Below are 26,637 nucleotides of genomic sequence, written 5' to 3'. Positions count from 1 at the left end.
ATAAAAAAATCTTATCCTCGTTTTAAGATAGATTTAGTTATTTTGCAAAATCTATGATTAAGAGGATTACGACATTATTTTTAATGCTTTCAACACTGTCAATGTTTGCGCAATTGGGTGGTGAAGCGACCTATCAGTTTTTAAATTTAGTATCGTCTCCAAGACAAGCTGCTTTAGGAGGGAAAATAATTACCAACTTTGATCATGATGTGACGGAAGCACTTTATAATCCTGCGTCTATTAATTACAAAATGGGCAATCAGCTCGCTGTAAATTATTCAAACTATTTAGGAGGTATTAGCTATGGAACTGCTGCTTATGCTTATACTTGGGATAGACATGTGCAAACCTTTCATTTCGGTGTCACTTATATAAATTATGGTTCCTTTGATGGTTATGATTTAAGTGGGAACTCTACAGGATCTTTTACAGGTAATGAAACAGCCATATCAGCGGGTTATAATTATAATATTCCATATACTGATTTTTATGTTGGTGCGAATGTTAAAGTGATTACATCAGCATTAGAGCAATATAATTCTATTGGTGGAGCATTAGATTTTGGTGCGATGTACATTAATGAAAAACTAGATTTTCATGCGGCGTTAACCATCAGAAATGTAGGAACTCAGTTTTCAACATATGCCGGACAAAAAGAACCATTACCTCTCGAAGTTAATTTTGGAATGTCTCAAACACTAGAAAATGTGCCTTTACGATGGCACGTTACCTTAGAGAATTTACAACAATGGCCCATTGGTGTTTCTAATCCAGCGCGAGCGACGACTGATTTAGATGGTAATCAAACTGAAGAAAAAGTTAGTTTTTTTAATAAAGGCTTACGTCATTTAATTTTAGGTGCAGAGTTATTTCCTGAAGGAGGCTTTAATGTGCGGTTTGGTTATAATTTTAGACGCGCCGAAGAATTAAGAATAGAGGATCAAAGAAACTTTTCAGGACTCTCTGTTGGTGTTGGAATTAAATTAAATAAGATGCGTTTTAATTATACGCATGCGAGATATACAGGAGCTTCTAATACTAGTTTTTTCGGAATTCAGATAGACTTAGACGGTCGAAGACGATAAATTAAACGACATAATATTGAATAAAATAATCATTGCCATAGACGGATTTTCATCCACAGGAAAAAGTACAGTTGCAAAATTACTGGCTAAAAACCTGAATTATATATATGTTGATACAGGGGCGATGTACAGAGCCGTGACTTATTTTGCGCTAGAAAACGATTTAATTGGTAAAGATTTCTTTGATGAAGATGCCTTAGTCCGTAGACTTGGAGAGATTAGTATTACTTTCAAGTTTAATAAAGAAGCTGGTTTTGCTGAAGTCTATTTAAATGGAAACAATATTGAATCGGCTATTAGAACCCTTAGGGTGTCTAAATTTGTAAGTCCTGTGGCTACCTTGTCAGCCGTACGCCGAAAATTAGTTGAGCAACAACAACTCATGGGAAAAGACAAAGGTATTGTTATGGATGGTCGTGATATTGGAACTGTTGTTTTTCCTGATGCTGAATTAAAAATATTTATGACGGCTTCTGCAGAAACGAGAGCTAAACGTCGTTATAAAGAATTGTTAGATAGAGGTCATGAGCTGAGTTATGAGGATGTCTTAGAAAATGTAACCACACGAGATCGTATAGATTCTACACGCGAAGATTCTCCTTTAGTAAAAGCAGTGGATGCTATTGAAATTGATAATTCGGATTTAACCATTGAAGAGCAGTTGGAGACGATTGTTGGTTTGGCTCAAGAAATTATTGAAAAATAAAAAAGCGATAAACACAAGGCTTATCGCTAATTTAGAAGTCTTTTATACTATATAGTGGTATAAATATACGAAATAAAAATTAAAGATTTGGGATAATTAATTCTTGATCTGGGTGAATAACATCCGGATTCTTAAGGATATCTGTATTAGCAGCAAAGATTTCTTTATACTTCATAGCATCACCATAATACTGCTTAGCAATTTTTCCTAAAGTTTCACCAGAAGCTACAGTATGTCTTGCATACACAGATTCGTCTGCTACTTTAATGTCTGCCATAATATCAGAAGGTGACTCACCACCTGCTTCTTTAATCTTATCCCAGATTAGGTTTTTTTCATATTGTGTAGCTGCAGTACCTTTTACTTGTAGCACTCCATCTTTTTCACTTACTTCACCATTCTGAATGTTTAATTGTTCTCCTAAGTCAAGAACATCTTGATATTTTGCTTTTACCATAATTGTATGTTTTAAATTGTTAATAGTTTAATGTAAAGATACCAAATAATGTACTATTGGTTATGACTCAAAGCATCAAATTGTTACCCTATTATATAAGACACCAAAATAAATATAAAGTCACATGATTTAGTGTTTGGAAATCAGAATAATATATAGTACTTTTGCACTCCTTTTTAGCGATGTTAAGAAAGTAAGGAAAGGGAACAAAACAAATTTAATAATAACTTCTGTAGATTTTCGCTAATCTTTCAAAGTATACAGAATACAAATTTTAATTCAGCACATGTCTGAAAAAGAAACAAATCAAGCTGAGGTTGAAGCAACTGAAGCAGTTCAAGCTCCAGTAATCTCTGAAGCTCAAGCAAACCCAGAAAAATTCTTAAAAGAGTTCGATTGGCACAATTACGAAGAAGGAATTGAGCAAGTTGCGGACACTAAATTAGAAGAGTTTGAAAAATTAGTATCAGAAAATTTCGTTGACACTTTAGATGACGAAGTAGTAGAAGGTACTGTTATTACAATCACAGATCGTGATGCAATCATTGACATTAACGCAAAGTCTGAAGGTGTAATTTCTCTTAATGAGTTCCGTTACAATCCTAACTTAGCTGTTGGTGACAAAGTAGAAGTATTAATTGATGTGCGTGAAGATGCAACTGGTCAATTAGTATTATCTCACAGAAAAGCAAGAGTAATCAAAGCATGGGATCGTGTAAACAATGCACACGATACTGGTGAAATCGTTAACGGTTTTGTAAAATGTAGAACTAAAGGTGGTATGATCGTAGATGTATTTGGTATAGAAGCGTTCTTACCAGGTTCTCAAATCGATGTGAAGCCTATTAGAGATTACGATCAGTATGTAAATAAAACTATGGAGTTTAAAGTTGTGAAAATCAACCACGAATTCAAAAACATAGTTGTGTCTCATAAAGCTTTAATTGAAGCTGATATTGAAGAGCAAAAGAAAGAAATCATTGGTCAACTAGAAAAAGGACAAGTATTAGAAGGTATTGTGAAAAACATTACGTCTTATGGTGTGTTTATCGATTTAGGTGGTGTAGATGGTTTAGTTCACATTACAGATTTATCTTGGTCACGTATCAACCATCCAAATGAGATTGTTGAGTTAGATCAGAAATTAAATGTTGTAATCCTTGATTTTGATGAAAACAAATCAAGAATCCAATTAGGTCTTAAGCAATTATCTAAGCACCCTTGGGAAGCTTTAGGTGAAAACGTAAAAGTTGGAGATAAAGTAAAAGGTAAAGTAGTAGTTATCGCTGATTACGGTGCTTTTGTTGAAGTAGAAGAAGGTGTAGAAGGCTTAGTTCACGTAAGTGAAATGTCTTGGTCAACGCATTTACGTTCAGCTCAAGATTTCGTATCTGTAGGAGATGAAATCGATGCTGTTATCTTAACTTTAGATAGAGAAGATCGTAAAATGTCTCTTGGTATTAAGCAATTAACGCCAGATCCATGGACAGATATTACAACGAAGTATCCTGTAGGTTCTAAGCATTCAGGTATTGTACGTAACTTTACAAACTTTGGTGTTTTTGTTGAATTAGAAGAAGGAATCGACGGATTAATTTATATCTCAGATTTATCTTGGACTAAGAAAATTAAGCATCCATCTGAGTTCTGTAACGTAGGTGATACTTTAGATGTTGTAGTATTAGAATTAGATGTTGAAGGACGTAAATTATCTTTAGGTCATAAACAAACTACTGAAAATCCTTGGGACAAATATGAAACTGAATTCGCTTTAGATACAGTTCATAAAGCTGCTATTACAGAAATGGTAGATAAAGGAGCAACAATTGACTTTAACGAAGATATCGTTGCCTTTGTACCAGCACGTCACTTAGAAAAAGAAGATGGTTCTAAAGTAGCTAAAGGTGAAGAAGTAGAATTCAAAATCATTGAATTTAATAAAGAATTCAAACGTGTTGTAGCATCTCATACAGCAGTATTTAGAGAAGAAGAAGCTAAAATCGTTAAGCAAGCTGTTAGAAAACAGGAAGCTCAAGCGGCAGAAGCTAAGCCGACTTTAGGTGATGCCAATGATGCATTACAAGCTCTTAAAGATAAAATGGACGGGAAAAAATAATTTCCTTTATTCCTGCGAAAGTAGGAATCTCATTAATCTATATTATAAAGCCTCTCGATTTTCGGGAGGCTTTTTTATTTATATATTTGATTTTATGAAAACAGTATATACTTTTATAGCTATAATTATATGTATAATGATTGGGTTTGTAATCTATAAACCATTTTTGAGCCTGTTATTGTCTATGGTCAATAACGAAACGATACAATTATATAGCCGTAGTAGTGCAGGGCAATTTAATTCTCATTTAATATTTGCACTTGCTATTGGGTTTATTCCTGTTCTTTATTTAATTATTCAGCGTATCAAAAAACTTCCACTATTAACGGAAGGGATTTATACATTACTTTTTATAGTTGGTTTTGGAATGCTATTTTGGGGGTTTAGGGTGCTTTATATCTCTGATACATTAGCGTCTATATCTAATTTTGATGTTTCAGATGGTATAAAACCGAACTACTCAATTAATAAGTTTCACTTTGAATATTATCTGTTTTCCGGTTTTCTATTCGGTACTTTGATAAGTATTTTAATATTCTGTCTAAAAAAGAAGACAGCGTAACACCTATCAAAATTATTGATAGTGCCCATTTAAATCTAATTAATTAGCGATTCATTTAAAAGTGACGTATAGACGCCTTTATTTAATACTTAGCGGATTTACCATTAGACAATGAATTCGCGATAAATTCACGTAAGTCATCGTTCGCTTTAATTAAGTCTTCATTTCTTAGGTACATCATGTGTCCACTGCGGTAACCTTTAAATGAAAAACGATCTTTCATTTTTCCACTAGGATCTACTTGCCATTGCGAATATTTAGCAGCGAAGTAAGTGGTTGCCCCATCGTAATAACCAGATTGTGTCAATACTTTTAAATACGGATTTTGTGCCATTGCTTGACGTAAATCGTCTCTGGTTGTATCATTAGAATCATCCCAACGACCAGTGTTGCCAAAAACATTGTATTTTACATCTGTTTTAAAGCCTAATTCATTTTGAATATAATAATTAATTGCCGGAGTAAAGGAATGTAACCAAGAGGTGAGTTCTGCACTATAATCAGGACTTGTTCCCGTTTCAACTTTGTCTATACCGATGTATCTTGAATCTAATCGTCCAATCGTTTCTCCGGTTTTATCACGTAATAATTCTTTCCAGAAAAAGCGTGTTGGCACATCAAGGTTTTGTTGTAAAATGACTTTTTCAGACAAACCAGAGTAATAACTCATTTGCTTAGCAATTGCATTTTTTTCAGCCTCTAGAATAAAACCACCTTTAGCAATCGCAGGCATTACATCGTTTATTGCAAAGTGTTCTACTTCTGGCAAGATGTCTAATAAATCTTTGTCTTGAAGTGCAGGAGGTAATGCTTTGTGATACCAAGCAGCAGCTGTGTAATATGGTAAATTCAAACTTGAAGATAATGGGCCACCAACGCGCAAAACTTTATAGTCTGCAGGTGATACCATAATAACACCATTAAGATACATCCATTGGCTATTTTGAAGCTCTAGAGATAGACCCATAACGCGTGTGCCTCCATAACTTTCTCCAATTATATATTTAGGTGATTGCCATTTATTATGTCTTGTTGTAAAGGTGTTCATCCAGCTTGCGAGATATTTTATATCTGCATTAATACCAAAGAATAATTTATTATCTGGCATTTTTCCGTCTTTATCAGCTACTTTTCTAGAATACCCTGTATTTACAGGATTTATAAATACAATATCCGCTACATCTAAAATAGAATTAGGATTGTCCTCTACACCATAGGGTTGAATGGGATAACCTTCGTCATCAATATTTAGAATCTTTGGCCCTGTGTAAGCAATATGCATCCAAAGCGATGCAGAACCTGGTCCACCATTAAAAGAATATACAATTGGCCTGTTACTGTTTTTTGTGTCGTTAGTACGTTTGTAATAGGTATAATAAAGCGAGGCAATCATTTTACCATCCGTATCCCAAACCGGTTGAAATCCAGTTTCCGCTTCGTAATTGATTTGTTTGCCTTTAATAGTTACAGTATGATTGGTAACGTAAGCTGTATCCACAGGAATTTTTAAATCTTGCGAAAAGCAAAAGGTAGAACTAATACACAAAAGGATAATAAGACGAAATTTCATAAGCGTTGGATTTTATTTGAAAAGCTTAAAGATACTAAAATGAATATTTAATTCAACTGCGTTTAAAACACTGTAAATCATTAGTTTATTTCGGTGATAATGATTTCGATAAAAATAATTAATGATTGTAAACCTGATTTTCTTGTTCAGCCACACGAATAAATGTGGTGCGCTTAGTTAATTCTTTCAGGCGAGCGGCTCCAACATAGGTACATGTACTTCGTAAACCTCCTAAAATATCTTGTAGCGTGTTTTTTACGTCACCTTTGTATGGCACTTCAACCGTTTTGCCTTCACTAGCTCTGTATTCTGCAACACCACCAACATATTTATCCATAGCTGTAGTAGAACTCATGCCGTAAAATTGTTTGTATTGTTCTCCGTCTCGAGTTATAAGTTCTCCACCACTTTCAGTATGTCCAGCAAACATACCACCAAGCATTACAAAGTCAGCACCTGCACCAAATGCTTTAGCAACATCACCAGGAGTAGAGCAGCCACCATCACTTATAATTTGGCCACCTAAGCCGTGAGCCGCATCAGCACATTCTATAATAGCCGACAATTGCGGATAGCCAACACCAGTTTTGACGCGAGTGGTGCAAACACTACCCGGACCAATGCCAACTTTGACAATGTCTGCTCCAGAAAGTAGTAACTGTTCAACCATTTCGCCTGTAACCACATTGCCGGCGATGATAACCTTATCTGGATATTGTGCTCGTGTTTGTTGTAAGAATTCTACAAAATGTTCAGAATATCCATTGGCAACATCTATACAAATGAATTTTAATTCAGGATGACTTTTAAAAACAGTTTTAAGCTTTTTAGAATCTTCCTTACCCGTTCCTGTACTTATTGCTATATAGTTTATAATGTCTTTGGGAGCTGAATTTAAAAATGCGTCCCATTGATCTGCTGTATAATGCTTATGGATGGCTGTAAATAGATTTTGTTCAGCTAAAACTAACGCCATTTCAAAAGTGCCAACAGTATCCATATTGGCAGCCATTATTGGAATACCTGTCCAAGTTGCTGTACTATTTAAAAACGTAAAATTACGTTCTAAAGTCACTTGAGATCTGCTTTTTAGTGTCGACCGTTTTGGACGAATCATGACATCTTTAAAGCCTAATTTTATTTCGTGTTCTATATGCATCTTTGGAGTGAGTTTGGTGTTATCCAAAAATACAAGTTCTTTAAAAAAGGATGTTTACAATGGTATTTGAATTACCATGTTTTATTAACAATTGGTTATAGCATGATTGATAGTAATTTAGAAGTCTTCAAAAACTCCAAGCCCAAATAAAGCAAAGTCATATTTAACAGGATCAGTAGGATCTAGTTTTCTTAAGGCTTTATCTAATTCGGCTAAAGCTTTACCGTCATTTTGTTTTCGGTTTAGTAAACCTAATTTACGGGCTACATTTCCAGAATGCACATCCAAAGGACAACTTAATTGGGCAGGTGATAATGATTTCCATATGCCAAAATCGACACCATTATTATCGTTTCGTATCATCCAACGTAAAAACATATTAATCCGCTTCGCAGCAGAATTTTTAAGTGGATCACTTACGTGCTTTTGTGTACGCTCTAAATGCGGAATTTCAAAAAATACCTTTTTAAACTCGTGAATACTTTTTTGAAGAGAATCCTTTTCAGCATATTTAAAAAATACAGCTTCTAAGCCATTATGGTTTTTGTAGAGGTGTTGTAAACTTTCAACGAACTGCATAAAATCATTTCCATTAAACGTACGATGTACAAATGAGCTTAGTTTTTCTAAATCAGATGCTTGGTGCTGCATTATAAACTCAAAAGGGGAGTGGTCTAACAACTCCATCATTCTATTGGCATTTTTAATAATACTCTTTCTATTTCCCCATGCAATGGTAGCCGCTAAAAAGGCAGCAATCTCAATATCCTCTTTTTTAGAGAATTGATGTGGAATTTGAATAGGGTCGCTTTCAATAAATTTTGGATTATTGTAGAGGTTAACCTTTTCGTCTAAGAAATTTTTAAGTTCTGATGTTTTAAGTTTCAATTTTATGGAATAATTTGAATGTAAAAATACAGCTTCTTTATAAATCGGGATTAATAAGAGTAAATGATGTTTACTATTAAAATGTTAACTTCGTTTTTAAGTAAGTCGGAAAATACCCTTTAAGACCTTTATGAACGAAAAAGACATTAGGAAACTAATCACAAAAGAAATTAGCGAAGGAGCTGTAAAGTCAGTGCTATATAATCAGTACAAAGACAAAATAGATGATGAAAATCTTAGAAATATTTTAGCATCTCGCCCTTCTTATGAACTTTGGAAAGAATTTAAAAATAGTCATGTAGTATTGTCTTTAATTTGGGGGTTTTATCTCTTGTTTGAATTAATCGGCATATTTGAATTAATGAATGCATTTAATGTTATTCAACTCATTTCACTTTTACTTTCTATTTATATCACACTAAATATTTGGAAATTTAATGGACGCTTTTTTTTGCCAGGAATATTATGGTTCTCTGTAACAATTATACGATCGTTTAGCGAATTAAATTCAGTCTTTAATACCGATGTTGATTATAAGGCTGCTTTCATATTCGTTATGATATATGGTTTGATTCTTGCATTAGGAATATACTTGATGGTCTATATAAGGAAACGTGTGTTTTATTATATGAAGTGGTTTAAACCAATTTTAAATGAAGAAGGAGATATTCAATTTGAATAAAATGTTTAAACAATCAGGCTAGTCCAATAGTATAACAATATAAAATTAGATTCGGCATGAAATTAGTTTTCACAACTTTCCTTATTTGCGTATTTCAAATTGGTTTTTGTCAACACGGTAAAAACTATTTAAAATTAATGAATCATTTAATCTTGATAGATTCCATTCAGATAAACGAATGTTATAAAGATGGGAAACCTAAACTATGTGGCCTTACAAAAATTTATAAACATGGGGAATTCTATTATGAAATGAATGTAGGGAAACATACACGTTTTTACAAAAGTGGCTCAAAAACGATATCAATTTATGATGATTGGGGAACAAATTTATCGAATACTTATTATGATGCAAAAGGACATTTAGTAATGGAACAATTAACTACTAAAATAGAAACGAATGCGTCTAACTTAGACGTTTTTTTGGATTCTAAAAACCATATGACCTTTGATGTTTACTTTAATAATTATAGTTATGATTTTAAATTATGTAAATATTATTTAAGAAAAGAAGGTCAGTATTCAAATGGGAAGAAAGTTGGAGTTTGGAAATTTTACCTACCTACAGGTCGTTTGAAAAAAGAAAAATCATACTGAAGTGAGATAAACGATAAGTATTATTTCTAATTAATTAGAACTGATTACTCAATTCTAATTAATTAAAAATAAGCTCTATACTATTTTTTATATAATGTTTTTTGTTCTGATTTTACAGCAATCATACTAATTTCAACATTCACAAATTTAGGTAAGTTTGCCACTTCAACAGTTTCTCTAGCAGGTGCAATAGACTCGTAAAAATACGTTCCGTAAACATCGTTGATCTGCTTAAAATTATTCATGTCACTAATAAAAATAGATGATTTAACAACATTTTCAAACGTCATGTCAGCAGCTTTTAAAACCGCTTTCATATTTTCCATTACTTGTTTCGTTTCCGTTTTTATATCGTCTATAACGAGCTCCATAGTTTCGGGATGTAACGCGATTTGTCCTGAAGTATATAATGTATTTCCTGATAAAACGGCTTGATTGTATGGTCCTATCGGAGCGGGTGCATTGGTTGTGTTTATTATTTTTTTCATCTTAATATTTCCATCAAAATGGAAGTTGTTAATTAGTTAAACAGAAGACAAATTTAGTAATACAATTTCACTTCAACAAGTTCTAAAAGATGCGTTGTTAACAAAATAAAGAACTTGATTTATATAGGGAATGTAATAAAATGACAAAGTCAATATACTTTCAAATAAGGGCTTTATTAGCTTAATTTAAGCCATTTAGGCTACTTTAATTACCGACACTTTGATCCGCTTGTTTTCTCTTGTCGTACTTTAAATCTTTAAGTAAGTTTGATTTTATACCTATAAAGAAATTCCAAGATGAACGATCGCTAAATGGTATCCAAGAAAAATTCATACGCCAACTTAATAAGTCGCGTTCAAATCGTAATTGTGTATAAGTAAATCCTTGATTTAAGAAATCGTAACCAGAGGATGCTCCAACACTCCATTTTGGTGAGATATCCACATCACCAGAAAACATTAGCGAATTTGAAGATATGGTATTATCACGTTTCGTGTTTGTATAATTTGCAGAATAGGCTAATTTTAAACTCCACGGCATTTTGTAGTTATAAAATTCATTATTTTCTTCTTTCTCATCACCTTCCTCTCTATCGGATAGCCGTTTGTCTGCGTAGTCTTCTGACCTTCCAAATAGGTCATCGGTTCGCCCTCCTGAACGTGCAGATTCTTTTGCGGATGCTTCCTTTTCTGCAGATTCTTCACCTGAAAAACTCTCGTTAGATAGCGTGTAACTCATACTTACGTTAGCAGAGGTTAACCTAAAAAGACTTCCTCCGTTATTGATATTAAAAGTATTAATGACACTATTATTACTATCTAAAGCATAAGGATTGAGCGTCATACCAAAGTTGATACTCATCTTATTATTCAAGATTTGTGTACCACCAGTCACGCGCAAAGGACTCCACCTTAATGAATCGGCAGCAATATCATAAGCTGTAGAAAAATTTAGATTATTTAATATTGTTATTTTTTCAGCTTCTGTACTTGTAGAATCCTTAGGTTGAATTTTAGCTTCAAGATTATTACCTAAAGTCATTCCTATACTACTAGAGTAGCTATTGCCTGGAGTTCCGTATAAGGAATTTTCAAACCTTGTATATTCTACTTGATCTGAAGTTGTTCCGTCTGCATCAATAACATCGTAGGTTTCATAATATTGATCAAAGGCAGGACTAATAGAGTAACTCAATGAGGGTCTCATAACGTGCCTTATAGCTTTTAACTTTGCTGATTTGTCTTCATTCTCAAAATCGTACATACCATAAATAGTTGTACCAATACTTGCTCCAACATTATACGTTAAAAAGCGGTCAAAACCACTTTGGTCTATAGAAACTTCTTCTTCTAAGGATTGGTCGTAATATTTTTTAATGGTTTCAAGTGTCCAAGTCTCCTCTAAATTAGCACTTGCGCTCACACTAAAATAATCAAAGACTTTAAAGTTGGTCGTTAATGGAATGCTGTGTTTCATTCCAGTTATAGCGTCGTCAAACATTTCAGGTTTACCAAAAATAGAATCATTGGTTTCTATGCTATATTCTGCCCTAGATGTAATCTGAAAGTTTATATTATCAATAGCGCCTTGTTTAGTTCCCGTTTTTGGAGCGAAAGGATAAATTCTACCCATGGACGCTTGCATTGTTGGTAAGGTTAAATCAATATCACCTGTATTTGTATTTTGGCTATGTGTTGCTGTTAAGCTAAGATTAACTTGTGGTTCGCCAGAAAATGTTTTAGAATAAGAAACCGAAGACGATAAGGTGTTATTTAAAAAATTAGACTGGTTCAATTGGTTAATTGATTCTTGGTAATATGAACTACTACCTAAGTTAACGGAGGCTGAAAATCGTGAGTTAGGACTAGCCTTGGTATCTTGGCTATGCGACCACCTAAGATTATAAACTGTACTTTGTGTAAAATCTGGAAATCCACGTTCTTGATTTAATAAGTTTTCATATCTAAAACTTATATTACCGCTAAATTTATAACGAACGGCATAATTGTTTTCTATTCGTAAACCATAACTACCATTGGTGTAGTAATCTCCAAGAACAGCTAAATCTAAGTAATCACTTATGGCAAAATAGTAACCTCCATTCTGTAAATTATAACCTTTATTACTGTCTTCACCAAAAGTTGGGAAAATGATACCAGAGGTTTGTGTTTGTGTCATCGGGAAAAATGCAAATGGTAAAGCTATAGGAGTCGGAACTCCGTAAATTTCCATATAGGTTGGGCCAACAACAACCTTTTTGTTGGGAACCATTTTCATTTTAGAGGTTATAAATTGATATTCAGGATCTTCTTCATCTTCAGCCGTTGTAAATCGACCGTATTTCATAAAATATACCGAATCGTTTTCTTTTTTAGTTATTGGCGAATAAACTTTAAATCCTTGTTGCTCTGTTCTAGAATTAAAAACTAATGCTTTTTTAGTTTCAGTATTAAAAACAATAGAATCGGGTTCTATAACATTTTCACCTTGAGTAAAAACAGGGCGTTGAGAATACCCTGTAGAGTCTTTTATACGTCCGGCATAAACTAAATTTTTGCTATAATCTATAACTATAACTCCGGCCTTAATTTCCATGTCTTGGTATAACACTTCGGCTTCGTTATATAGATATATTTTTTTCTTTTTCTGGCTTAAGGACACATAATCAGTAGCTCTATATTTTACAGTACCTTCTAATAAACTTTTTTGTTTTACGGAATCTTTTGTTGTAGAATCAGTTTCCTTTAAGTTTATTGGAGGTGTAATAATGGAATCAACCACAATAGTAGTGGAGTCTTTGCGTTGCTCTGCTGGAATTGTTCCGGTCTTCTTAGGTAATTCTTGAGCGAAGCTAAACGTGTTGATAAACACTGTAAAACTCAAGATAAAAAGTATGTATAAGCTTTTTGTATGCAATGCTTTTAAATGTATTTTTGTAAAAGTATGGCTCGGTTTTTGAAACGCCAAAAGTACAGCTATTTTTTTGTGATTAATTCAATAAAATTAGAAATTAAAAAATACTGTTATACTAATATGGCATTAAATAATAAACCGACTTTATAAACCGTTAAATTTAAATATGCAAACGACACTAAAACCTACAATAGTATTTTTAAGCTTTTTATTTATAAGTACTTTAACATCTTTTACAACTTTATCTGCTCAAGAGGATAAATTCGTTGTGGTCTTGGATGCTGGACATGGTGGACACGATTCTGGGAACGTTGGTAATGGACACAGTGAAAAAAACATTGCGTTAAAAGTTACTTTAGAAGTTGGAAAAGAGTTAGAGAGAAACCCAGACATAAAGGTGATTTATACCCGTAAAACTGATGTTTTCGTGGAACTGCATGAGCGTGCCAATATTGCAAATAGAGCCGATGCCGATTTATTTGTGTCTATACATTGTAATGCGCACAGCTCACAAGCGAGTGGAACAGAAACTTTTGTTTTAGGTGAAAAAAATACAGGTCGTAATTTTGAAGTAGCTAAGAAAGAGAATGAAGTGATCTTCTTAGAGGATAATTATAAAGAGAATTATGCTGGTTTTGATCCAAGCTCACCAGAATCTACTATTGCTATAGGGATTGAACAAGAAGTATATGTAGAACAAAGTATTGTTTTAGCTAGAAAAATTGAAGACAATTTTATTAATAAGGCTAAGCGTAAGAGTAGGGGATTAAAACAAGCGAGTTTATTAGTTATTAGAAATACCTATATGCCAAGTGTATTGGTTGAAGTTGGATTTTTAACCAATAATAGTGAAGGTAGTTATCTTAATACTAAGGCTGGTCAATCTAAAATGGCTAGTGCTATAAAAACGGCCATATTGGATTATAAAAAGGAACTCGACCTAAATGTTGGGAGTCATATTCTTCATGTCGATGCCGAATCCATGGTTGAAACTAAAGTTGAACCGCGAATTATTGAGGGAGTAATATTCAAAGTTCAAATAGCAGCCAGTTCTAGAGAACTAGAAGCAAAATCTTATAATTTTAAAGGTTTAGCTGATATTTCAAGGGAACAATCGGGTGCCGTTTATAAATATTACAGTGGTCATACTTCAGATTATAATAAGGCAAGAGAGCTCCAAAACGAAGCAAAATTATCGGGATATTCTGGTGCTTTTATCGTAGCGTACAAAGGAAATAATAAAATTGCCGTCGCAGATGCGTTAAAAACAGAATCAAATTAGAATCATTATTAGTATATTTATTCCTAATTTTGTTAGCAAACTAAAGTAAAGCCCATTGAAAATTTCAAGAGAAGTTAAAACAGCCATATTAGTCATAGCTGGCATCACCTTTTGTATATACCTATTTACATTTCTTAAAGGTGAAGATTTGTTTGATAAGTCAAACGTCTATTATACTGAATTCGATTATAATGCTTTAAAAACGTCATCCCCGGTAACTGTAAAAGGTAATAAGGTTGGTGAAGTAGAAGAGATAAAATACGATTTCGATTCTGGTAAAACACGTATTTCATTTACAGTAACTCCACAGTTAAAATTTTCGAAAAATAGTACAATCCGTTTATACCAAGAAGGTTTAATGGGGGGCAATGCTTTATCTATTGTTGAAGCAAATGATAATGAATTCGCAAAACCAGGAGATTTTATTAAATCAGAAGTAAAACCAGGAATGATTTCTAGTTTAGAAAAGAATTTTGCCGGAATTAGTGAAGATTTGGGAACAACGCTTCGTTCTTCAGATACCTTATTAACAAATATAAATGAGTTGGTTGTTGATGATTCTGATGATGGCTTAAAACAAACGATAGCAGAATTAAACGCCACATTAAAAACATTTAAAGGGGTAGGTGTAAGAGCAGATAATCTTCTCAGTAAAAATGATGAAAAGATTGCTTCTGTTTTAGAAAACTTTGATAAAACAAGTGCTGAATTGGCCATATTAATAAAGGATTTAAACGACGCTAAACTTTCTAATACGGTTAAGAATTTAGATGAGATGGTGTCTAAGCTTAACCAATTAGTAACCGGACTTTCTGCAGGTGAAGGCTCTTTAGGTAAATTGTTGACTGATGATTCGCTTTATGATAATTTAGATAATGCATCTAAAGAACTCCAACTCTTACTCTTAGATATTAAGTTGCATCCTGCGAGATACAGACGTATTTTGTCCAAAAGGGAGATTCCATACGAGGAACCAACACAAGAGCAGTTAAACAATAATTAGATCCATTCAATCATGGAATACGTACCAAATATCATTTTTGCTATTCTCTTAATTGCAAGTATTGGCTATTTTGCGAGTAATGTAAAAAAGCTAATCCGTAATATAAAATTGGGTCATAAGGTTGATGCCAATGACCATAAACCAGAACGTTGGAAAAACGTTGTTAATATAGCCTTAGGCCAAAGCAAATTAGTAAAACGACCAGTTTCTGGTTTTTTGCATGCTATTGTATATGTTGGTTTTATTATAATTAATATAGAGGTCTTAGAAATTATAATCGATGGACTTTTTGGAACACATCGTATCGGACAAGAACTTCTGCCAACATCATTATATGGTTTTCTAATTGGTTCTTTTGAAGTTTTAGCGGTTTTAGTGTTAGTATCAGTCACTATATTTTGGATTAGAAGAAATGTCATTAAAGTGAAGCGTTTCTTCAGCACAGAAATGAAAGGTTGGCCAAAAAGTGATGGTAATATTATTCTTTATTTTGAAGTTGTATTGATGGGATTATTCCTAGTGATGAATGCTACGGATACGGTTTTTCAAACTGCTAATTCTGGAAATGTAATTTCACAATTTATGGCACCTTGGTTTAGTGGATTTGAAATACAGACTCTACATACCATTGAGAGAGTGGCTTGGTGGTTGCATATTGTAGGTATTCTTATTTTCTTGAATTATTTATACTTTTCAAAACACTTACATATTCTTTTAGCATTCCCTAATGTATATTTTGGAAAAGTGGTGCCAAAAGGAAAATTAAATAATCTTGAAGCCGTTACGGCAGAAGTCAAATTAATGATGGATCCGGATGCAGATCCTTATGCTGCACCTCCTGAAACTGCAGAAGATGAAGTGCCTGCTAAATTTGGTGCAAGTGACGTTATGGACTTGAGTCAAGTGCAATTACTTAATGCCTATACGTGTACGGAATGCGGACGTTGTACAAGTGAGTGCCCTGCAAACCTGACGGGTAAGAAATTATCGCCTCGTAAAATTATGATGGATACGAGAGATCGTTTAGAAGAAGTCGGCAAAAACATTGATGCCAACAACGGAGAATTTAAAGATGATGGCAAACAATTGTTAGGCGATTATATCACTAACGAAGAACTCTGGGCATGCACAACATGTAATGCGTGTGTAGAAGCTTGCCCTGTGAGTATAGATCCGTTATCAATTATAATAGAAATGCGTCGTTATTTAGTTATGGAGCAAAGTGCTGCACCAATGGAATTAAATAACATGATGACCAATATAGAAAACAATGGAGCACCTTGGCCTTATAACCAAATGGACCGTTTAAATTGGAAAGATGAGTAATTTACTTGAACGTTTAAGTTCTAGAACAAGATTAATATTAGGAGCTCTTATTGCTTTGGGGGTGTATTACATTATGGATAAATACGAATCTGGCGGGTTTGTGTCGTTTTTATGTGGGTTTAGCTCAGCATTTTCTTTTGTTATGTTAGTGAGTTACAAATCTAATACACTTTTTAAGCGCAGATAAATTGCTTTTAAATTTTTATTTAATCCTTGTGATGTTGAAAGGGTTTATTTTAAGACAGAAAAATTATGAGTGAAGAACTAATAGTGCCAACCATGGCAGAAATGATGGCAGAAGGCAAACAACCTGAAATTTTATTTTGGGTAGGTTCTGCTGGTAGTTATGATGATAGAGCAAAGAAAATCACTAAAGCGTTTGTGAAGATTTTAAATAAAGCAAACGTCAATTTTGCGGTTTTAGGAACGGAAGAAAGTAACACTGGTGATGTTGCCAAACGTGCAGGTAATGAATTCTTATTTCAGATGCAAGCCGTTATGAATATTGAAGTGCTCAACGCTTACGAAGTAAAACGCATTGTGACTTGCGATCCACACTCTTTTAATTGTATTAAAAACGAATATCCTAGTTTAGGAGGTAATTACGATGTTATTCACCACACACAATTTATAAAAGAACTGATGAGTTCTGGTCGATTAACCTTAGAAGGAAATACTTATAAAGGCAAACGCATCACCTTCCACGATCCTTGTTATTTAGGAAGAGGTAATGGTGTTTACGATGCGCCTCGTGATGTCCTTAAAAAAACAAATGCCACGCTTATTGAAATGAAACGACACAAAGGAACAGCCTTGTGTTGTGGTGCTGGTGGAGCGCAAATGTTTAAAGATGCTGAACCTGGAAATAAAGAAATCAACGAACTAAGAACAGAAGACGCTTTAGAAACACAACCCGAAATTATTGCTACAGGTTGTCCATACTGTAATACCATGATGACCGATGGTGTAAAATTCAAAGAGAAAGAAGCTGACATTAAAGTGTTGGATATTGCAGAGTTGATTGCAGAAGCATAAAACTGTGAGGTTATGGGAAATAATATCGAAAAATTACCACTAAAAAAGAGAATTATTTCAGGTATTACTAGTGGCTTGCTATATGCGTTGCTTATGGCTGGTTATGATTATTTTACCGATGTTCCTTTCTCTATACTAAAATTTATATTGCATAGTGTCTTTTTCGGACTTGTAATGAGTTATGCTTTTAGGTATAAAGTGACTAAAAATAAAGAATAAACCTTTGTATTAAAATTGGGGTTGTAATTAAATCACTAATATATGTCTGCATATATTATGATTTATTATCAAGTGGAATTCCTATAAAAAATGATTAAATAAAGCACCATATTCAATGAACTTCACTAACCTTCAAATACAAGTAGAAGACTTACCTAATGTCGAAGGCGTGACGTTAAAACCCATCGCAAAATCATATTTAAAAATTATTGCGCTAAACAGTTTGGCATTGTATAGTTTAATTTTAGGTGCGTTATATGGATTAAAACACCTCGTTAAGGAAGATGGTTTTCAAGATAATTTCTGGTATGTATTTCTAGGAGTTTTAGTAATCTGTATCATCAATTTTATCATTTCTGTTCTGGCTTTTAAAAAACGAAAGTATGCGGTTCGTGGTCATGATGTAATTTATGCAAAAGGATTAATTGTACATTCTGTAACCACAGTTCCCATTTCTAGAATTCAGCATGTGGAGGAATCGCGTAGTTGGTTAGCAAGACATTTTGGCCTATCAACCCTAAAAATATTCACAGCTGGTGAAGCTGGTAGTGATCTCAGTATAAAAGGTCTTCCTCACATAGAAGCGAAAGGTATTAATGATTTTATAAGTGCAGAGGTTAATGGAAATAGCTGATTTCTCACAACCCATAAGACAATCGATTAAAGGTATTATTGTAATTTTTGCATTCAATGTCATTACGTTTGTCAAAAAGTTTTTTATACTTTTTATTGCATTTGGGGTTTCCGTGCTTAGAAGTAAATCTATCGGAAATGTGACACCAACAATGATGCTTATGGCTGTAATAGGCATTTTGCTAATTATTCTCATTATTGCCATTTTAAAATATCTCAATTTTAAGTTTCATCTCAGTGAAGACGATTTTCATTTAGCCACAGGAATTATTAATAAGGATAATACGATAATTCCAAAGTCTAAAATTCAGAATGTTTATATCAAGCAAAATTTTTTACAACAAATTATCAATGTGGTTTCTGTAAAAATTGAAACGGCAGGAGATAAAAAGTCTGAAATTGAAATCAGTGCTTTAGATAGACCAACAGCGTTGTTGTTAAAGCAAAAATTATTTCATAAAACCAGCGAAGTAAATGAAAATGTAGAAGCGATTGGAAGGTCTGAAGAACCTGAAGTGTTTTTTAAAGTCACGACAAAACGGTTATTGTTAGAAGGCTTATCTCAAAATCATTTTAAGAGTTTTTTGCTGATTATTTCGTTTGCTTTTGGGTTGTATAATGAACTGAAAGATTTTTTAGAAGAATTAGAACTAGAACAGCATTTAGAAGGTATCGGTGAATTTAATGAAGCGACGTTTTATAATTTAATAATCACTAATGTCATTATTGTTATTGGAGTGGTGTTAATTTCATTTCTGTTTTCAATTGTGAAAACGTTTATTATCAATTTTAATCTTGAAGTTGTAGAGCATCAAAAAACAATAGAAATTAATAAAGGTTTGTTTAATAAGGTATCCTTGAGTTTAACACCAAGCCGTATTCAGAATTTAGTGATTACCACAAATCGGGTGAAGCAGTACTTTGGTTTGCACACCTTAGCTGTTAAACAAGCCATGGTGAATGTAAAGCAGCAAAAGAACTTCAATATTGTCGCATTAGAAAAAGAGCAGCTCAATCATTTAGTAAATAAGCTTATATCTAATTATAATGAAGAGGAGAGTGAAAAAGCCAAACCAAGACCTTATTTTATGCGAATTTCAACATTAGAAATGTTGGTTTTTGGAGTGGTACTAAACGGTTTGTCGTTGGGTATATTTGGAATTGAAATGTTGTGGATTAATGCCGCTTTTTTACCGCTGGCAGCGTTGTACGTTTATTTTGCTTATAAAAAAGCCTATTATAAAATTTCGGAAAATTTTGTTACTATTGGAAGTGGTGTGATAGACACAACAACAAATATTCTCGAAATTCACAAAATTCAAAGTATAAAGCTAAAACAGACTATTTTTCAAAGGCCACGAGATATTGCCTCAATTGTTATTTCAACAGCATCAAAATCGGTAACGATTCCGTATATATCAAAATCTGAAGCCATACTAATTTACAACTTCTTGTTATTTAAGGTCGAGTCTCAAGACAGAGATTGGATGTAAATCCCTATTTTTACAGTCAGAAAAAAGATTAATTTATGTTAGTAGATTTTAATACGTTGCCAGAAGAATCTCGCGTTTGGATATACCAAGCTAACCGTTCATTTTCAGATGAAGAAATAGAACAATTAAAAGCACAACTCGATACCTTTATTGAAGCTTGGACAGCTCATGGAAAAGATCTTAAAGCAGGTTATAAGCTAGTTTACAAACGCTTTATTGTTATTGCAATGGATCAGAGTTTGAACAGTGCAACAGGTTGCTCTATAGATTCATCTGTGACATTTATTCAGCAATTAGAACAACAATACGGAGTGGATCTCATGGATAAAATGAACGTGTCTTACAAGCAAGGTGAATTCATTGCGTATAAGCCGTTAGTTGATTTCAAAAAAATGGCACAACAAAAGGCGGTGTCTAAAAACACTATTGTTTTTAATAATCTCGTAACAGATATCGCGGAATTCAATGAAAATTGGGAAGTTCCTGCAAGTGAAAGCTGGCATAGTCGTTTTATTAAATAACACATCACGTCAAAACCTTTCATATTTCAAATAGAATAAGCATTTTTACATCCAACAATCAAATTTCCAGTGGCTACAGACATTTTTTTACTAAATATTTCAGGACAAGATAGACCAGGTTTAACATCGAGCTTAACGAGTGTATTAGCAGAGTATGGTGCTAAGATTTTAGATATCGGACAAGCGAATATTCATGATACGCTGTCGTTAGGTATTATGTTTGAAATTAAATCGGGTAAAAAATCATCTGCTGTACTCAAAGATTTACTGTTTAAAGCCTATGAACTTGGTATTAAGGCTAAATTCAAACCGATTTCATTAGAAGATTACGAGAATTGGGTGAATCAACAAGGTAAAGATCGCTATATTGTTACTATTTTGGGTGAAAAATTAGCCGCCGAACAGATTTCTGAAGTGACTAAAATAATTTCAGAAAAGAACTTAAATATAGATTCTATAAAACGTTTAACAGGTCGCTTATCATTGGTTAAAAAAATAGAGTACCCAAGAGCGTCAATTCAATTATCAATTCGTGGTAAAATAGGCGATAAGACAGATTTTACTCAAAAATTCATGGAGATATCGCGAGAATTAGATGCTGATATCGCTTTCCAAGAAGATAATATTTTTAGACGTAACAGACGTTTAGTTTGTTTTGATATGGATTCAACCTTAATCCAAACTGAAGTCATTGATGAGCTTGCAGAATTAGCAGGAGTAGGTGACCAGGTTAAAGCTATTACAGAATCTGCAATGCAAGGTGAAATTGATTTTAATGAAAGTTTTAAACGAAGAATGAAACTTTTAGAAGGATTGAGTGAATCGGTTTTACAAGAGGTTGCTGAACGTCTACCAATAACTAAAGGTGCGAAACGTTTAATAGATACACTTCATTATTACGGTTTTAAAACTGCTATTTTATCTGGTGGATTTACCTATTTTGGACATTATCTTCAGAAAAAACTAGATATCGATTATGTATTTGCTAATCAACTTGAAATTAAAGATGGGGCTTTAACAGGTGGTTATCTTGGTGAAATAGTTGATGGTAATAAAAAAGCGGAATATTTACAGCAATTAGCAGACGAAATGGGAATTGATATTAGTCAAACCATTGCTGTTGGTGATGGAGCCAATGATTTACAAATGCTTAACCTCGCTGGTTTAGGTATAGCGTTTCATGCCAAACCTAAAGTAAAAGATAATGCACAAAGTTCTATTTCTAGTATAGGATTAGATGGTGTTCTGTATTTATTGGGTTATCATGATCGTCAGATTGATTTATTATCGTAAACTTAGACTTGGAGTCTCGACAAAACAGGTTATAAATCTATCATAAAGTCTTTTTACTTCCTTTTAAATATGCTAATTTGGCACAATATTCGTTATAACTTTTGTGTTCAACCTATAAACGAAAAAAGATTGCTAATGCGTTACCTTGCCCTTATTTTATTATGTTCTTGTTTTCAATTTAATTTTGGGCAAGACCTTTTTAATAATCCTCTTCAATCTAGTGATCGCATGCAACAGCAGCAATGGGTTGATAGTTTATATACATCCATGTCTATTGAAGAAAAAATAGGGCAATTATTTATGGTGCAAGTGTTTTCTGATAAAGGGATGGCACATGAAAATGAAATCGCTAATTTAATTACTAATCAGCATATTGGTGGTTTAATTTATTCTAAAGGTGGACCAATTCGTCAAGCAAAATTAAATAATGAATTACAAGCGGCTTCTAAAATTCCGTTGTTAATTGGTATGGATGCGGAATGGGGATTGAGTATGCGCTTAGACTCTACTTATGCGTTTCCGTGGAATATGACACTTGGCGCGATTACAGATAATAAATTGGTAGAACAAGCCGGACGACAAATCGGAGAACATTGCAGACGTTTAGGTGTGCATTTTAATTTTGCTCCAGCAGTAGATATAAATACAAATCCAAAAAACCCCATTATTGGTAATCGTTCTTTTGGTGAGGATAGAGATAACGTTACGGAAAAAGGCTTAGCTTTTATGAAAGGTATGCAAAGCGCCGGGACCTTAGCTAACGCCAAACACTTTCCGGGTCATGGTGATACAGAAGAGGATTCTCATTTAAAACTACCAACGATTAATTTTAGTGCAAAACGAATCGATTCGATTGAACTTTACCCTTATAGAAAGCTCATTAAGCAAGGCTTATCTAGTGTGATGGTTGCGCATTTAAATGTACCGAGTTTAGAGTCACGACGCGATTTTCCATCATCCTTATCAAAGCACATTGTTACAGATATTTTAAAAGATAGTTTAGGGTTTAAAGGGTTGATTTTTACGGATGCCTTAACCATGAAAGGTGCGGCCGATTATGTTGAAAAAGGCATTGATGGTAATAGAGCAAAGAGTTTAGTTCAAGGTGGAGAAATTGATTTGATGGCATTTTTGGCAGGAAACGATGTAATGCTGATGTCTGAGGATCCAGAAAAAGGCATTGCTAAATTTGTTGAGGCTTATAATAACGGAACCATAACTGAAGAGCGTTTAGCACATTCCGTTAAGAAAATATTGATGGCTAAATATAAAGTAGGGCTTAATAATTATTCTCCAATTGGGATGTACAATTTAATGGAGGATCTCAATAGAATAAAAGATGATGCGCTTTATGAAGAGCTCATGGAAAATGCGATTACGGTCGTGAAAAATTCTAATGAATTATTGCCACTTCGAGATTTAGAAACTAAGAAAATTGCTTATGTGTCCTTAGGTGACGACGATGGTTCTGTATTTTTAGATGAACTTAAAAAGTATACCAAAGTACACGAAATTAAGGGGGTTACACTTAATGAAATAATTTCAAAGCTTCAAAATTACAATACAGTTGTAGTTGGTTATCATAAATCTAATGCTAATCCGTGGAAAAGTTTCGAGTTTTCACAACGGGAAATGGCTTGGTTATATGAAATCGCTAGAACCAATACTATTATTCTCGATGTTTTTGCGAGACCTTATGCCCTTAATGATTTACTTTCTGTTGAAAATATTGACGGTATTGTCATGAGTTACCAAAATAGTAAGATTGCGCAAGAAAAATCGGCTCAGCTTATTTTTGGTGCCATTGCAGCAAAAGGGAAATTGCCAGTGAGTACAGGACAATATTTTTCTGTTGGTACTGGTGAAACTTATAATTCATTAATGAGTTTAAGTTATGGTTTGCCGGAACGTGTGGGTATGGATTCTCATCTTTTAAGTCGTATTGATTCTGTTGCAAATTACGCTGTTGATGGTAAAATGACACCTGGAATTCAATTGATAGTCGCCCGAAAAGGGAAAGTGATTTACAATAAGAATTTTGGATATCACACCTATGCGAAAAAACAAAAAGTAGATTTTGCTGATATTTATGATGTGGCGTCTTTGACAAAAATATTAGCCACCCTTCCGGTTCTAATGGAATTAGAAGAGCAAGGTTCAATTGGCTTGAATGATAAATTAGGAGACTTAATTCCTGAGTATAAAAACACGAATAAGAGAAATGTAACCTTAAAAAAAATGTTGTCGCATTATGCTCGATTAAAGCCATGGATTCCATTTTATTACGCAACGTTAGATTCAGTAACTAAAAAGCCAAGTCCAAAATATTATAGGCATAAACCTACAGAAGGCTTTACAGTAGAGGTTACCAATACACTGTATATGCGTGATGATTACCAAGATTCTATTCAAAAGGTAATTCGTGATAGTGATTTGCTGTCTAGTTTAAGGTACCGTTACAGTGATTTACCTTACTATATTCTTAAAAAATATTTAGAAGACTTTTATGATAAACCGTTAAACGAGATCACAGAAGATCGTTTTTATAAATCGTTAGGGGCTAATTATACGACGTATAATCCTCGTGAAAAATTCAGCTTAAAAAAAATCGTTCCTACAGAAATAGATAATTATTACCGTTTTAAGGAAGTTCATGGTTACGTCCACGATATGGGAGCTGCCATGCAAAATGGAGTAGGTGGACATGCAGGTGTTTTTAGTAATGCTAATGATGTTGCTAAGATTATGCAGATGTATTTACAAAAAGGATTTTATGGTGGTAAGCGTTACCTTAAGAGCGACACCATAGATAAATTTAATTACTGTTATTACTGTGCTAATAATAATAGACGAGGCATAGGTTTTGATAAACCTCAGTTGGGTGAAGAAGGTCCAACATGTGGTTGTTTGTCTATGACAAGTTTTGGACATTCAGGTTTTACTGGGACTTACGCTTGGGCAGATCCAGAGGAAGAAATTGTTTATGTGTTTTTAGCGAATAGAACGTACCCAGAAGCTGGAAAGAATTTATTGCTAAGAGAAAATATTAGAACAGAAATTCAACGTCTTATTTACGAAGCTATAATTGAATAAATAGCTTGGTTGGTTATAAATTAAGAGATTTTTATATAGACCGAATTTGAGCGGTTGAACTAAAGATAATATTTAAAACAACTAATTTAGAAAGGACTTTGTTTGAATAACGACTATATCCAAGAGTTGAATTTCAGATTTTTTTTAACTTTAGACACTTATAATTTATAAAATACATGAAAATAGGAATCGTTTGTTACCCAACATTTGGAGGAAGTGGAGTCGTAGCTACAGAATTAGGCTTAGAGCTTTCAAAACGTGGTCATGAGATTCATTTTATAACATACAGTCAGCCTGTACGTTTAGAATTGTTGAGTAGCAATGTTCATTTTCACGAAGTCCATGTGCCAGAATACCCTTTATTTCATTACCAACCTTATGAATTAGCGCTATCGAGTAAATTGGTAGATATGGTAAAATTGCATGGAATTGAGTTGTTGCACGTGCATTACGCCATTCCACATGCTTATGCCGCTTACATGGCACAGCAAATGCTTAAAGATGAAGGAATTTTTGTTCCTATCGTAACAACATTACATGGTACAGATATTACTTTAGTGGGAAGTCATCCGTTTTATAAACCTGCCGTAACATTTAGTATTAATAAATCTGATGCCGTTACTTCTGTATCAGAAAGTTTAAAAAAAGATACCATGCGGTTGTTTGATATAAAAAGAGATATTCATGTGGTTCCAAATTTTATAGATTTAGAAAAACATGAGTACAGTTTTACGGATTGTCAACGTGCTATGATGGCAGATGATGAAGAACGAATTGTAACGCACATTAGTAATTTTAGGGAAGTGAAACGTATTCCTGATGTGATTAAGATTTTTTATAATATCCAAAAAGAATTACCAGCAAAATTAATGTTGGTCGGCGAAGGTCCAGAAAAAGAAGGGGCAGAGGTATTGGTTGAAGAATTAGGGATTTCTGATCGTGTGATATTCTTAGGGAATAGTAATGAAATAGACCGAATTCTATGCTTTAGTGATTTGTTTTTATTACCATCCCAAACCGAAAGTTTTGGTTTGGCAGCATTAGAAGCTATGGCTAGTGGAGTACCCGTTATTTCAACAAATACAGGTGGATTATCGGAAGTTAACGAAGATGGTTTTTCTGGATACTTGAGTGATGTAGCTTCTATTAACGATATGTCTAAAAATGCTATAAAAATTCTATCAGATATTGACACTTTAAATCAGTTTAAAGCCAACGCAAAAGTTCAGTCTCAAAAATTTGACTTGCACAATATTGTTCCAATGTACGAGGCTATATATGAGGAAACCCTTAAAGAATTTTTAGTGCATTAAGTTTTTTTAAGACCTAGTTTTTTTATTTTCTTCAGTATTCAGTATTCAGTATTCAGTGTTCAGTGTTCAGTATTCAGTATTCAGTGTTCAGTGTTCAGTGTTCAGTGTTCAGTGTTCAGTGTTCGGTAATTTAGGTTGGGTTGTTAACCATAATTTAAGCATTTCTGCGTATTTTTTTATAACTTCTATCTATCTATCTATCT

At 33.5% G+C, this 26,637-nt stretch carries 24 protein-coding genes; 18 read left to right on the top strand and 6 right to left on the bottom strand.

Annotation, left to right across the window (positions count from 1 at the left end; translation table 11 throughout):
- Window positions 1-53: 53 nt before the first annotated feature.
- Both porQ and cmk read left to right on the top strand, forming a co-directional pair.
- Entirely contained in the window at window positions 54-1,085 is a 1,032-nt protein-coding gene (porQ, locus tag KO515_RS17340; RefSeq protein WP_215937596.1) for a type IX secretion system protein PorQ, read from the top strand.
- Window positions 1,086-1,101: 16 nt separating this feature from the next.
- On the top strand, window positions 1,102-1,791 hold the full coding sequence (cmk, locus tag KO515_RS17335) for a (d)CMP kinase (RefSeq protein WP_215937595.1): 690 nt from the start codon (window positions 1,102-1,104) through the stop codon (window positions 1,789-1,791).
- 79 nt (window positions 1,792-1,870) lie between these two features.
- Here cmk and KO515_RS17330 read toward each other — a convergent pair whose 3' ends face one another.
- Complete coding sequence (locus KO515_RS17330) at window positions 1,871-2,248, bottom strand: LysM peptidoglycan-binding domain-containing protein (RefSeq protein ID WP_215937594.1); 378 nt, start codon at window positions 2,246-2,248, stop codon at window positions 1,871-1,873.
- Window positions 2,249-2,534: 286 nt separating this feature from the next.
- Here KO515_RS17330 and rpsA point away from each other — a divergent pair, with 286 nt between their 5' ends.
- Together rpsA and KO515_RS17320 are read left to right on the top strand one after the other, a co-directional pair.
- A complete protein-coding gene (gene rpsA, locus KO515_RS17325; RefSeq protein WP_215937593.1) occupies window positions 2,535-4,364 on the top strand; it encodes a 30S ribosomal protein S1 in 1,830 nt (609 codons plus the stop codon).
- A gap of 94 nt (window positions 4,365-4,458) precedes the next feature.
- Complete coding sequence (locus tag KO515_RS17320; protein ID WP_215937592.1) at window positions 4,459-4,926, top strand: hypothetical protein; 468 nt, start codon at window positions 4,459-4,461, stop codon at window positions 4,924-4,926.
- Window positions 4,927-5,008: 82 nt separating this feature from the next.
- Here the strand turns inward: KO515_RS17320 and KO515_RS17315 are convergent, their stop codons facing one another.
- From KO515_RS17315 to KO515_RS17305, 3 genes are all read right to left on the bottom strand, one after another.
- Window positions 5,009-6,496, bottom strand: coding sequence for a S10 family peptidase (locus tag KO515_RS17315; RefSeq protein WP_215937591.1), 1,488 nt, complete (start codon window positions 6,494-6,496; stop codon window positions 5,009-5,011).
- Window positions 6,497-6,614: 118 nt separating this feature from the next.
- Entirely contained in the window at window positions 6,615-7,655 is a 1,041-nt protein-coding gene (locus tag KO515_RS17310) for a GMP reductase (RefSeq protein WP_215937590.1), read from the bottom strand.
- A gap of 117 nt (window positions 7,656-7,772) precedes the next feature.
- Window positions 7,773-8,549 carry a TIGR02757 family protein gene (locus tag KO515_RS17305; RefSeq protein ID WP_215937680.1) on the bottom strand — a complete coding sequence of 259 codons (777 nt, stop codon included), beginning with the start codon at window positions 8,547-8,549 and terminating at the stop codon, window positions 7,773-7,775.
- Window positions 8,550-8,673: 124 nt separating this feature from the next.
- On the opposite strand from KO515_RS17305, the gene KO515_RS17300 reads away from it, so the two are divergent.
- Window positions 8,674-9,225: a hypothetical protein gene (locus KO515_RS17300; RefSeq protein ID WP_215937589.1), complete on the top strand. Its 552-nt coding sequence runs from the start codon at window positions 8,674-8,676 to the stop codon at window positions 9,223-9,225.
- Between the two features lie 137 nt (window positions 9,226-9,362).
- A complete protein-coding gene (locus KO515_RS17295) occupies window positions 9,363-9,821 on the top strand; it encodes a hypothetical protein (RefSeq protein ID WP_215937588.1) in 459 nt (152 codons plus the stop codon).
- Between the two features lie 80 nt (window positions 9,822-9,901).
- Here KO515_RS17295 and KO515_RS17290 read toward each other — a convergent pair whose 3' ends face one another.
- Both KO515_RS17290 and KO515_RS17285 read right to left on the bottom strand, forming a co-directional pair.
- Window positions 9,902-10,309, bottom strand: coding sequence for a Rid family detoxifying hydrolase (locus KO515_RS17290; RefSeq protein ID WP_215937587.1), 408 nt, complete (start codon window positions 10,307-10,309; stop codon window positions 9,902-9,904).
- A 205-nt stretch (window positions 10,310-10,514) separates the two neighbouring features.
- Entirely contained in the window at window positions 10,515-13,277 is a 2,763-nt protein-coding gene (locus KO515_RS17285) for a putative LPS assembly protein LptD (RefSeq protein WP_215937586.1), read from the bottom strand.
- A gap of 112 nt (window positions 13,278-13,389) precedes the next feature.
- Between KO515_RS17285 and KO515_RS17280 the strand changes: the two genes are divergently transcribed.
- The 12 genes from KO515_RS17280 (at window position 13,390) to bshA (ending at window position 26,434) form a co-directional block, all read left to right on the top strand.
- On the top strand, window positions 13,390-14,505 hold the full coding sequence (locus tag KO515_RS17280) for an N-acetylmuramoyl-L-alanine amidase (protein WP_215937585.1): 1,116 nt from the start codon (window positions 13,390-13,392) through the stop codon (window positions 14,503-14,505).
- 55 nt (window positions 14,506-14,560) lie between these two features.
- Window positions 14,561-15,508, top strand: coding sequence for an MlaD family protein (locus KO515_RS17275; RefSeq protein WP_215937584.1), 948 nt, complete (start codon window positions 14,561-14,563; stop codon window positions 15,506-15,508).
- Window positions 15,509-15,520: 12 nt separating this feature from the next.
- Window positions 15,521-16,834, top strand: a complete 1,314-nt coding sequence (locus tag KO515_RS17270; RefSeq protein WP_215937583.1) for a (Fe-S)-binding protein — start codon at window positions 15,521-15,523, stop codon at window positions 16,832-16,834.
- Entirely contained in the window at window positions 16,827-17,021 is a 195-nt protein-coding gene (locus KO515_RS17265) for a hypothetical protein (protein WP_215937582.1), read from the top strand. Before KO515_RS17270 ends, KO515_RS17265 begins: the two co-directional genes overlap by 8 nt.
- Before the next feature lie 65 nt (window positions 17,022-17,086).
- Window positions 17,087-17,869, top strand: a complete 783-nt coding sequence (locus KO515_RS17260) for a (Fe-S)-binding protein (protein WP_215937581.1) — start codon at window positions 17,087-17,089, stop codon at window positions 17,867-17,869.
- 12 nt (window positions 17,870-17,881) lie between these two features.
- Window positions 17,882-18,088 (top strand): hypothetical protein, encoded by a 207-nt coding sequence (locus KO515_RS17255; RefSeq protein ID WP_215937580.1) that lies wholly within the window; start codon window positions 17,882-17,884, stop codon window positions 18,086-18,088.
- A gap of 115 nt (window positions 18,089-18,203) precedes the next feature.
- Window positions 18,204-18,722 (top strand): PH domain-containing protein, encoded by a 519-nt coding sequence (locus KO515_RS17250; protein ID WP_215937579.1) that lies wholly within the window; start codon window positions 18,204-18,206, stop codon window positions 18,720-18,722.
- Complete coding sequence (locus KO515_RS17245; protein WP_215937578.1) at window positions 18,709-20,214, top strand: PH domain-containing protein; 1,506 nt, start codon at window positions 18,709-18,711, stop codon at window positions 20,212-20,214. Before KO515_RS17250 ends, KO515_RS17245 begins: the two co-directional genes overlap by 14 nt.
- Before the next feature lie 35 nt (window positions 20,215-20,249).
- Window positions 20,250-20,735, top strand: coding sequence for an ABC transporter ATPase (locus KO515_RS17240; RefSeq protein ID WP_215937577.1), 486 nt, complete (start codon window positions 20,250-20,252; stop codon window positions 20,733-20,735).
- 69 nt (window positions 20,736-20,804) lie between these two features.
- The gene (gene serB, locus KO515_RS17235; protein WP_215937576.1) at window positions 20,805-22,028 is read left to right on the top strand and encodes a phosphoserine phosphatase SerB; all 1,224 of its coding nucleotides are present in this window, start codon (window positions 20,805-20,807) and stop codon (window positions 22,026-22,028) included.
- A 135-nt stretch (window positions 22,029-22,163) separates the two neighbouring features.
- Complete coding sequence (locus tag KO515_RS17230; RefSeq protein ID WP_215937575.1) at window positions 22,164-25,121, top strand: glycoside hydrolase family 3 N-terminal domain-containing protein; 2,958 nt, start codon at window positions 22,164-22,166, stop codon at window positions 25,119-25,121.
- A gap of 176 nt (window positions 25,122-25,297) precedes the next feature.
- Window positions 25,298-26,434, top strand: coding sequence for an N-acetyl-alpha-D-glucosaminyl L-malate synthase BshA (gene bshA, locus KO515_RS17225; protein ID WP_215937574.1), 1,137 nt, complete (start codon window positions 25,298-25,300; stop codon window positions 26,432-26,434).
- Window positions 26,435-26,637 lie beyond the last annotated feature (203 nt).

It is taken from the genome of Winogradskyella psychrotolerans (assembly GCF_018860545.1).
Classification (GTDB): Bacteria; Bacteroidota; Bacteroidia; order Flavobacteriales; family Flavobacteriaceae; genus Winogradskyella; species Winogradskyella psychrotolerans_A.
This window is presented reverse-complemented; position numbering and strand designations above follow the sequence as displayed.

Excerpts from the sequence above, each read along its gene's own strand:
- KO515_RS17250 (WP_215937579.1), top strand. The coding sequence starts at position 18,204 with ATGAACTTCACTAACCTTCAAATACAAGTAGAAGACTTACCTAATGTC.
- bshA (WP_215937574.1), top strand. The coding sequence starts at position 25,298 with ATGAAAATAGGAATCGTTTGTTACCCAACATTTGGAGGAAGTGGAGTC.
- KO515_RS17320 (WP_215937592.1), top strand. The coding sequence starts at position 4,459 with ATGAAAACAGTATATACTTTTATAGCTATAATTATATGTATAATGATT.
- KO515_RS17270 (WP_215937583.1), top strand. The coding sequence starts at position 15,521 with ATGGAATACGTACCAAATATCATTTTTGCTATTCTCTTAATTGCAAGT.
- KO515_RS17230 (WP_215937575.1), top strand. The coding sequence starts at position 22,164 with ATGCGTTACCTTGCCCTTATTTTATTATGTTCTTGTTTTCAATTTAAT.
- KO515_RS17245 (WP_215937578.1), top strand. The coding sequence starts at position 18,709 with ATGGAAATAGCTGATTTCTCACAACCCATAAGACAATCGATTAAAGGT.
- KO515_RS17240 (WP_215937577.1), top strand. The coding sequence starts at position 20,250 with ATGTTAGTAGATTTTAATACGTTGCCAGAAGAATCTCGCGTTTGGATA.
- KO515_RS17265 (WP_215937582.1), top strand. The coding sequence starts at position 16,827 with ATGAGTAATTTACTTGAACGTTTAAGTTCTAGAACAAGATTAATATTA.
- porQ (WP_215937596.1), top strand. The coding sequence starts at position 54 with ATGATTAAGAGGATTACGACATTATTTTTAATGCTTTCAACACTGTCA.
- KO515_RS17300 (WP_215937589.1), top strand. The coding sequence starts at position 8,674 with ATGAACGAAAAAGACATTAGGAAACTAATCACAAAAGAAATTAGCGAA.
- KO515_RS17290 (WP_215937587.1), bottom strand. The coding sequence starts at position 10,309 with ATGAAAAAAATAATAAACACAACCAATGCACCCGCTCCGATAGGACCA.
- KO515_RS17255 (WP_215937580.1), top strand. The coding sequence starts at position 17,882 with ATGGGAAATAATATCGAAAAATTACCACTAAAAAAGAGAATTATTTCA.
- KO515_RS17310 (WP_215937590.1), bottom strand. The coding sequence starts at position 7,655 with ATGCATATAGAACACGAAATAAAATTAGGCTTTAAAGATGTCATGATT.
- rpsA (WP_215937593.1), top strand. The coding sequence starts at position 2,535 with ATGTCTGAAAAAGAAACAAATCAAGCTGAGGTTGAAGCAACTGAAGCA.
- KO515_RS17330 (WP_215937594.1), bottom strand. The coding sequence starts at position 2,248 with ATGGTAAAAGCAAAATATCAAGATGTTCTTGACTTAGGAGAACAATTA.
- KO515_RS17315 (WP_215937591.1), bottom strand. The coding sequence starts at position 6,496 with ATGAAATTTCGTCTTATTATCCTTTTGTGTATTAGTTCTACCTTTTGC.
- KO515_RS17260 (WP_215937581.1), top strand. The coding sequence starts at position 17,087 with ATGAGTGAAGAACTAATAGTGCCAACCATGGCAGAAATGATGGCAGAA.
- KO515_RS17295 (WP_215937588.1), top strand. The coding sequence starts at position 9,363 with ATGAATCATTTAATCTTGATAGATTCCATTCAGATAAACGAATGTTAT.
- KO515_RS17280 (WP_215937585.1), top strand. The coding sequence starts at position 13,390 with ATGCAAACGACACTAAAACCTACAATAGTATTTTTAAGCTTTTTATTT.